Raw genomic sequence first — 9852 nt, forward strand, 5'->3', positions numbered from 1 at the left:
AAGCAATATAATTCACATCAAGTAAAATATAATGTTCATAGTTAATCATAATTTTTATTTTTAGTTGATAATCAATGATTGTTTAAAGCCAAGAACGAGACAATAAAGCCAAGAACGAGACAATGACGAGTTATGTAATGCAGGGAAGAAACCGATTTTCTGTCACCTTTTAAGTGTCGAGGTTAACTCTAATGAAACAGAATTGGTCTTATTAATAGTAAGGCATTGAAAAGTTGTGTCAAAAAATATCATGAGGTTTAGATAAGAATATAAAAGAAACTTTTGAATTTCTTTAGGGAAGATGCTGATTTACAGAAGAGATTACAGACGACGAATGTGGATTTCGTGATTTACGGATGCACTAAAACTAATGGGCAGTTTGAGGTATAATCGAATTTTGTAAGAAATTGGAGATACGGTACTTTATGAGTATAATAAAATGGTGGCACCGGTCCGACAAGCAGGCTTCAGACGAAAAGGAACATACAATGATGTGTATTATGTACGTTGTAACCAGATAGTGCATGTGATTTGAGAGATTGTCAATATTGCGGGATTCTGATAAACTAAAGATAAGCATATTCTTTACAGGATATGGTCAATGTTTGTGGAATTTCTTGTAAGCCAAAGGTAAGCATACTCTTGGCTTCTGTTTTTAATGATTTAACAAATATCACAAGCATTAGGTGAATAATACTTACCTGCTTACTTGATTATGTGCTTGCTTACTTACCCTTGACAACAGGTCATTTCTTTATATTGTATTGTTATGCTGTGGCAAAAATTTTGGAACGAAATTTATAGCCGGTTTGTGAGTCCGGAACGAATCGCACATTTTTTAGTTAAAATACTCACAATCTTGTTGATAGTTGCATTAGGCATTATTATCTATCGAATAGTGACCTGGATTTTATCTCGGGTATTAAAAAAGCATCAAGAACCAAAAGCATTAACGATAATTCCTTTAACCAATAGTATTCTAAAATATCTTACTTTCTTTATTGTTTTAATTGCAGTTCTGCGTGAATTGGGCGTTAATTATGGTGCAATTTTAGCGGGAGCCGGCGTTGTTGGTTTAGCAGTCGGATTTGGCGCACAAACTTTAATTAGAGATATCATCTCAGGGTTCTTTCTTTTGTTTGAAAACTTAATAAGCGTCGGCGACGTCATTGAAGTTGGACAAGAGAGCGGAGTTGTCGAACGCATCGGCCTTAGAACTACTCAATTTCGCGATTACTCAGGTGTTTTAAGAACAATCCCTAATGGCGAGTTAACTCGTTTTGGTAATTACAATCGAGATTTTATGCGGGTGTTAATAACCGTTGATTTTGATTATGATTCTGATATCAGAAAAGGAATGGCAGTTGCTGATAAAGTAGCAAAAGAGTGGGCAAAGAATAATCCCGAAATTGTTTTAGAAGAACCCGAAGTGCAAGGCATTTTAGGTTTTTCTCCTTCAGGGATGACGATTAGAGTTGTGGCTAAAGTTAAACCACAAACTCAATGGGATGCAGAAAGAGACTTGCGCCGACTTTTGAAATTATCTTTTGATGAGCACGGTATCAAAATACCTGCAGAACGCCGAATGATTTATCTCCAAAAATAAATATAATATGTAACCATAACGAATTTACAAAAAACAAAGGTTTACAAATTAGATTAATCATTTCATCGGTCAGTATTTTAGAAATGTCTATCATTTCAGTCTTATTACAGGTCGGGCCTGTTTGGTAAAAACTCAACAGAGATAAGACCAAGAAATACTAAAAAGAAGTAAGAATGATAAGAGTTGAACGCAGAGTAGGAGATATGACTTGTTCGATATACCTCAAGAATGAGATTGGATGTTTTCTTAGAATTACTTTCTGATTTAATTTCAAATTTTCGGTCATACTTTGTTTTACGCCATTTCATAAACAACCTGTTAAATAAGTAAAGATATTTTTTATGATAGATTGTTAAACTGGTAGTCTTTTGCATATAAAAATGAATAGTTTAAGATATTTTGATAGAGAACCGATGTTAACCCGTATGCAACCTACTATACGGTTTACAGGTTAAATTGATATTTGCAAAATGCTCGTAGACGAATAGGTCCGGGCTAGCCCTACCCTAGCCCCTTATACCGCGCTTTTCAAAAAATAATACTATAATAGCGTCAAGAATTTTGTGTAAAATTCTTTTTTTCTTCCATTAGGTGTATTCTTTTTTCTTCTTACTTATTTATTAAAATTGTCCATCAGAAGAGGATACACCTTTATTTTTAACATCTCAAGTCTAAATTTACACCAAATATTATACACTACATTTCTTTACCTCATCAAAGCAGTATTGACTTTAAATATCAAAGAAGTATAATTTTTAGTAATAATCAAACTTTCTTCTTTTATGATGTTAATAAAATTTTACTGAGAGGAGTTTTTATGAAAAAATCTTTTTATTTTTTATTAGCGGGATTATTTATTTCCAGTACTCAAGCAGGAACCATCACGAAAACATTTAATTTCTATGAATCGGATTTATCTTTTTTTCGTTATGAAAATTATCTTATTCCCAAACTGATTGATAGAAATTATAAATTACCCACAACTTGTGAATATACTAATGAAGTTGGTAATCCTTATTTGCCAATTGGTCTTTATACAGTTTTAGTGCCCGCAAATTCTAAAGTTACTTCAGTTTCCATAGTAAATAGTGAAAGGATTGAGATTGCGGGTGAATTTGATATTTTGCCAACACCTCAACCCCAACCATTCTCTTTAAGTACGGGCAAACCGATTATTATTCCTAATGATGATGTCTATTCTAATTCCCAGCCCTATCCCGCAAAACTAATTGATTTTGGTAATACGGGTGATAAGAGTGGGTTTCGGCTATGCCCAATTGTAATATATCCGCTTCAATATTTTCCGGCCGAAAAACGATTATTGCTCTATAAAAAGATTACGATACAAATTAATTACCAAGAACATTTCACTGAGCCGACTTTTTTAACGCCAAAACAAAAAACTATCTTTGAAAAAGAAATTAAAAGTATCGTAATCAATCCTGAAGATATTAACCGTTTTGCGCCAACCGTAACCCGAAAACTCCGTGAGTGTGAGTATTTAGTTATTACAACTGAGACTTTAAGTTCTTCACTCCAACCATTAGTTAATTGGCGCACCAAACAAGGTTTCAAGGCAGAAATCACAACCGTCAGTCATCTGACCGCAAGTTATCCAGGTCGAGATGTTCCGGAAAAAATTCGGAATGGGATTATTGATTACTATCGTAACCGGGGATTAATCTTTGTCGTATTAGCCGGTGATAGTCAATTAGTACAGCCACGATTAGCACGAGTTGTTGCCAGTTCTTATACAGGTAATATTCCAAGTGACTTATATTTTTCGGATTTGAATGGTTCTTGGGATGGTAATCGCAATAATATTTTTGGCGAAGTGCCCGGTGATTCGATTGATATGTATCCTGATGTCTATGTTGGTCGAGCATCAATTGATAATGTTACTGAAGGTAATACATTTGTTAATAAGGTTTTGACTTATGAAAAGAATCCAGTCACTGACTATCTTAAAAAAGTTCTGTTGCCATCAGTGCCTCTTTTTACCAACTATCATGGTCGAATTGTAAATGATACGATTGCTACAATTACACCAGTAGGTTGGTTTGATGCGAATATGATTGACCCAAGTGGCACAACACCAATGCGCGATTCTATTAATAATGGTTTCCATTTTTGCCATATTTCTGCGCATGGCAGTGAAACTGGGGTCGGTTATCAAAATGGTTCTTTGATTTATAATAATTCCGCTGCATCATCGCAGACTAATGGGAATCGTTTGGTAATTGTAAATTCTATTGCTTGCAATGCCGGCGATTTTGGGTATGGACCGTCTGATTGTTTAGCCGAGATAATTGCGAATAATCCTAATGGTGGCGGTGTTGCAGTAATTATGAATTCAAGATATGGTTGGGGCAGTCCGCCTAATTTCGGCCCTTCGGAAAGAATGGACATTAAGTTTTACGATTTCCTCTTTAATGCAGATTCATTTCTAATTGGCATTGCCCATACCCGAAGCAAATCAATTTTTACAAGTTACGGTTTATCTGATGCGGTTTGGCGTTGGTGTATTTATGCACTCAATCTATTTGGTGACCCAGCAATGCCAATGTGGACTGAAGTGCCACAAAATATGATTTGCCAATTTCCACAAGTTGTTCCACTCGGTCCTTCTAATTTCTCAGTGCAAGTAAATAATACCAGTGGTATGCCAGTTAGCAGGGCTTTAGTTTCGTTACAAAAGGGCAATGAGATTTATGTTCAAAGTTATACTAATAATTCAGGTTTTGCGCAAATTCCGATCACGCCCTTAACCCCAGGTAGGCTCTATCTAACTATTACTGCTCATAATTGTTATCCATTTGAAGATAGTATTTTAGTCCAGTCAAGTGGAGCGTATGTTTCATATCTCCGTTCCATAATCAATGATAGTATTGGTGGTAATGGTGATGGCATTCCTAATCCTGGTGAAATGATTAATTTGAGAACCTGGGTTAAAAACTGGGGTAATATTTTAGCCTCTAATGTTATAGGAAAACTTCGGACTAACAGCACATCAGCAACTATTCAAGATTCAGTTAAAACCTTTGGCAATATACCGGCAAATGATTCAGCATTTACTGGAATTAATGGATATATATTTACAATTGCGCCGAGTTGCACTAATGCGCAACAAGTACCTTTTCGGCTTTATTGTCAGGATGCCTTAGATTCTATTTGGATTTCTTATATTAATCTCAGAATCGGCACACCTGTTTTAACAATTAAGGATAAAATTATCAATGACCAGACCACTGGTAATAATAATGCTCGGCTTGACCCAGGAGAGACCGCAAATTTACTATTGATTTTACGCAATCAGGGATTGGGCAATGGTTATAATGTTCAAGCAACTTTGCGTTCAATGGATTCCAGATTGGTTGTGTTAGATTCTTTTGGTGAATTTGGCACAATCTATCATGAAACTACTGGCGTGAATGTAACTAATCCGTTTACGATTTATGCTTCTTTTACGATTTCGCCAGGAACGCTAATACCGTGTTCGCTCAAGATAATGGCTGACAATAATTATCAAAGAACCGTTGGATTTAATATCGTGGTTGGAGAGTTTCGACCTGTTGACCCAATTCCTGATGGACCAAGAATACCGCCACTTTATTGGGCTTATGATAATACCGATTCCCTTTATAGCGAACGACCGATTTATAACTGGATTGAAATTAAAAATATTGGCACACGGCTACTTTTTGACCATAATGACCAGGTAAGAATAGTTGAACTTCCTAACACTTTTGGAACAATAAAGTTTTACGGACAGCGTTATAATGCGATTAGCGTGAGTGTCGATGGTTTTATCAGATTAGGTGCAGATACAACACGCGATTATACTAATAGCCCAATACCTGACCCAGATGGACCAGCACCAATGATTGCAGTCAATTGGGATGATTTGTATCATTCTAATACTGGAATTGGCGGAGTTTATGTTGGGTATATTATAAATCCATATCCACCTTGCGCAATGATAATCGAGTGGGATAGTCTCTACTACTATCAAGCAACTTCAGTCCGTGATAAGTTCCAAGTGATTATTTTAGACTCGACCGTCACTACACCTACCGGTGATAATGTCATTATTTTTCAATATATGACCGCAAACCGTTATACGAGTTCAACTATCGGTATTGAAGACCCAACTGAGACCATCGGAATTCAGTACTTATTAGACGGAATGTATCATCCAGCATCCGCAGGCATTGTTCCAGGCAGAGCAATTAAGTTCACAACATCAGCACCAATGACCGGCAACAATGAGAATTATCCGAATATGACTATCATAAATAAGATTTTTGCCAATCGTCCCAATCCATTTAAGACACAAACGCAAATTCAGTATTCGTTGTCAAAAGATAGCAAAGTTTCATTGCAAATTTTTGATGTTTCGGGACGATTAATTAGAACTTTAATTAACCGACATCAAACAACGGGTATTTATACTGTCAACTGGGATGCTAAAAACGAACAAGGTGAAAAAGTTAGCCAAGGTATATATTTCTGTAACCTTAAAACAGAGACCGATAATTCAATCCGAAAACTAATAGTTGTTGAATAGATAAACAAAATTTAACTAATTATTCAGTTAGATTTTCAAGATAACTTGGAATTAATGCTTTTTTAAGTGTCTATAAAAATATTTTTCAGTTCCGCTATTTTATTTTTGACTGACAAACTAAAGTATCTGTGTAAAATGTCATGATTTAGGTATAGAATGTATTTTAAGGTATTATTCTATTTACAAATTACGCTTAGATTGCAAGTAGGACGACTATTTTATAAATTGTAAACGAGCAAAATTATTAATAACATCACTAATCCTTACGAAACAGATACATTTATCTAAATTTGAAATCAGGATTACAATTACTTCTTATCTTAAATTAAAATCCCTCTATCTTATAATTGTAAAACGACTAAAGGTATTTTCCATACCATTAATTTTTACAAAATAAACTCCGGTCTTAAGATTGGAAATTGGAATTTGGCAAATTGAGGATTGACCTTTAGAAACAGTTATAGTTTTTATAACTTGTCCTAATGAGTTATAGATTATGAGTTTAATTTCTTGTTCTTTAGGATGGACACAATAAATTATTGGTGATGAACTGATACTGGGAACTATTTTAAGATTATATTCGTTTTGAACATCAAGTATCGGTGCTGATGTTTCAATACTCGTGACTGAGAAATTTTCTATTGCGTCAAAAACAAAATTTCCGTTTGATTCTAAACGGATATAGCGAACTGAATCAAATGATACTGATGCAAGGTCAAAACTACTTTGGGCACTGTTAGCCGTGCCAATTTGGGTCCAAGGACCTTTCCAATTATTAGAAACTTTAACTACTGCTGAACCAGTTCCTGAAGAACGGTAAATAGTGAAGTCATTACCGGGCACATTCTGTATCGGTTTCCACATATCAATTATAATCCATTTAGTATTATCTAACTGATAACCGACAGTATCACGAACCCCTAAGGCACGCACCGGATAGGTTCTGTTAGAACTTGTGGTTACAAATCGCGTAGCAACAACCCGCATACCAAAATTAGTTGGATTAGAAATGGGGTTAAGTCGAATATTTATGTTTATCGAAGAGTCACGAGAATCAGGTACTGTGACATTAAGAGTTTTTTCTTCATAACCAGGACTACGCACCTTTAAGGTATAATTACCAGGCAAATAGAACCGATGAAAATCACCATTAGTCGGCGAAGAATAACTAAGCCAATTTCTTGGTAGAACCCAGATTTGAGCGTATAAAGGTTCGCCCGTAATTGAATCCGTTACAAATCCATGAATTCCTTTACCTGCATTATGAATTAAATATAACATCGCATCCCGATTGATATTGAATGTTGGGTCAATGGCAGATGCTGGTGGTGTTTTAATATTATGCACTTCAATTGACCAACTTACTTCACCGGCAACACCATAACAATAATCTTTGCTGGAACCATTAATCGTATACATAATAAGCGAACCTTGACCATAAGGATAATTATTACCGCGTTGGGAATAACCCTGAGCCAAATGCCAAATTAAAAACTTTTCCGGAACACTATCGTATGTTGTATAACTCCAAGGATTAGAAATGACACTATCGCCCGCATGATAAGTTGTGTAAACTACAAAGGGCTGTCTGACAAACAAATTGTAAAATGCTGTGGCTTCATTTTCACTAAAAGCATCAGAACCACAAGCGGATTCATTGCCCCACATCCATCCAAAATTTCGGTTCAGATCAACTTGCCGGCCATTATAACGAGAACTTGAAACATAACCATCAGGATTAATCATTGGCACCAGCCAAATTTCCCGATTATTTATCAGATAGGTTACGGTTGCATTGGTTGGGTAATTGGTTATCAAGTATTTTATAAATTCAAAACAGACTGCCCAGCCAATCTTTTCATCACCATGAATATTACCATCAAAATATACTGCAGGTTCTGGTTCATCAATAGCAACACTGTCCGATATCTTCATTGCTAAAATTAATCGGTTGTTATGACTGAGTCCCAGTGTTTCTAATTTACAGAATGAAGCGTTGTTGATTGCAATTATATGCATTGTGTCAACAAATTCGGTGTAGGTCAAATATCTTCCTCTTTCGGCTTTGGTAAAAAAATTCTCATAATACATACCGCTGATGTTTTCTTGCAAAGTTGTAATCTTATATCCTTTACGGATTAAATCACTAATCATATCAGGTGTTGCCTCGGCAATGCAGTAATTATCTCGTACTTTATTGATAATAACACCCATCTGGTCAAAAATTTTTACTTGTTCAGGATTGACAATCTCAATGCGAACTAAATCCAAACGCGATGGCATAAGCATTTCAGTTCGTGCTTTTTCTTCTCTTAAAACATCTAAGTCGGTTCTGTTTAATGTCAAATTAGCTAAACTTAAATTTAATCCCAAAGAAAATATTCCTATTAAAAGTATTTTTTTCATTTACACCTCTTTCTAAATTCTAATTTTTAACATTTTCAGACCAAATTATATTTTTTAATTAATATAAAATTATAGCCACTAATTACTAAATTTGTCAATCATTCTATTTGGATTCACAATTTATTCTTATCTTTAAGAATAGAATATTATGAATTTGTCTTAGATTAAGGATTTAATTGCCAAAGCATAAAATTAAGCACTGAAGCAAAACTTACCCATAAAATATATGGTATTAATAATATTCCTGCGGCGATTGAGATATTTGTAAAATGGATAATCGTTAAAAGTATTAAGAGCCAAAGGGCAATGATAACAAAAAAACCAGCGGATGGTGATTTTAATCCAAAAAAGACTAAAGACCAAGATATATTTACTATCAACTGTATAATAAATATTATCAGGGCAATCCGAACCCGAGGATTAGCGAGATCATAACGCCAAACAAGATATGCGGAAATTCCCATTAGCAAAAATAATATTGTCCAAACCGGTGCAAATAACCAATTCGGTGGAGTAATACTCGGTTTTTTTAATGTAGCATACCAAACTGGAATATTCGGCGTTGTAAATATCGAGCCAACAAAACCAGCACCTTGACAAACAATAATACTAATTAATAACTTAATAATATCTTTCATCTTAATCTCCTATTTATAGAATAGAATTGAATTGTATCTTTGAATAAGACAGATATCAGCGATTTATAGTGATACGGATTCACTAAGATTTTTTACCAACCAATGAACTTAAATATCACAAGAAAAAGTTGGGCAAATATTGTACTGACCGCTATTACGCCCAACCATGGATGAAGAAATTGAAACCATTGAAGATATTTGGAATGTGATTGTCTAAGAAGTCCTGAGAGGATAGTTAGACTTGCCAAAATAATAATTGTAATTGCTAAACCCGGATGGCCACTTAAACGGAAATTTATCCCTTGACTTCGCATCACTGCATTTGTTTGCCATCCAATTAAACCGCCAGATAATATGAAAATATAAAACAACAATCCTAATCGGCGATGTTGTCGCAAGGGAAAAGTCCAAGATTCAGTTTTAGTAAATCCAGTTGATAAATTTTTAATGCCTAAAAACAACCCGAATAATTGCCATAAAGGATGGATAAACGCATACCAGGGCATACGATATTTTAATGAAGATAGAATAAAAGTCAATGTATTCTATTGAAAGAAAAATATCTAACAAATGTTTTTGATATTTAGTAGTAAGGATTGATATAATTATAAAAAAAGCCTTTGTTAATCTGTCTC

Annotated in this window: 5 protein-coding genes; 2 read left to right on the forward strand and 3 right to left on the reverse strand. The window is 34.7% G+C overall.

Going from position 1 to position 9852, the window contains the following annotated elements; genetic code table 11:
* Positions 1 to 769 precede the first annotated feature (769 nt).
* Positions 770 to 1606 (forward strand): mechanosensitive ion channel, encoded by an 837-nt coding sequence (locus N2201_01125; GenBank protein MCX7784822.1) that lies wholly within the window; start codon positions 770 to 772, stop codon positions 1604 to 1606.
* A gap of 817 nt (positions 1607 to 2423) precedes the next feature.
* Positions 2424 to 6173 carry a C25 family cysteine peptidase gene (locus N2201_01130; protein MCX7784823.1) on the forward strand — a complete coding sequence of 1250 codons (3750 nt, stop codon included), beginning with the start codon at positions 2424 to 2426 and terminating at the stop codon, positions 6171 to 6173.
* 336 nt (positions 6174 to 6509) lie between these two features.
* Here N2201_01130 and N2201_01135 read toward each other — a convergent pair whose 3' ends face one another.
* From N2201_01135 to N2201_01145, 3 genes are all read right to left on the reverse strand, one after another.
* Positions 6510 to 8579, reverse strand: a complete 2070-nt coding sequence (locus tag N2201_01135) for a M14 family zinc carboxypeptidase (protein MCX7784824.1) — start codon at positions 8577 to 8579, stop codon at positions 6510 to 6512.
* Between the two features lie 164 nt (positions 8580 to 8743).
* On the reverse strand, positions 8744 to 9217 hold the full coding sequence (locus N2201_01140) for a tryptophan-rich sensory protein (protein MCX7784825.1): 474 nt from the start codon (positions 9215 to 9217) through the stop codon (positions 8744 to 8746).
* Between the two features lie 92 nt (positions 9218 to 9309).
* Complete coding sequence (locus tag N2201_01145) at positions 9310 to 9723, reverse strand: hypothetical protein (protein MCX7784826.1); 414 nt, start codon at positions 9721 to 9723, stop codon at positions 9310 to 9312.
* Between the last annotated feature and the right edge of the window lie 129 nt (positions 9724 to 9852).

This window comes from candidate division WOR-3 bacterium, assembly GCA_026418155.1.
Taxonomy (GTDB): Bacteria; Hydrothermota; Tepidihabitantia; order Tepidihabitantales; family CAIPLT01; genus JAOABV01.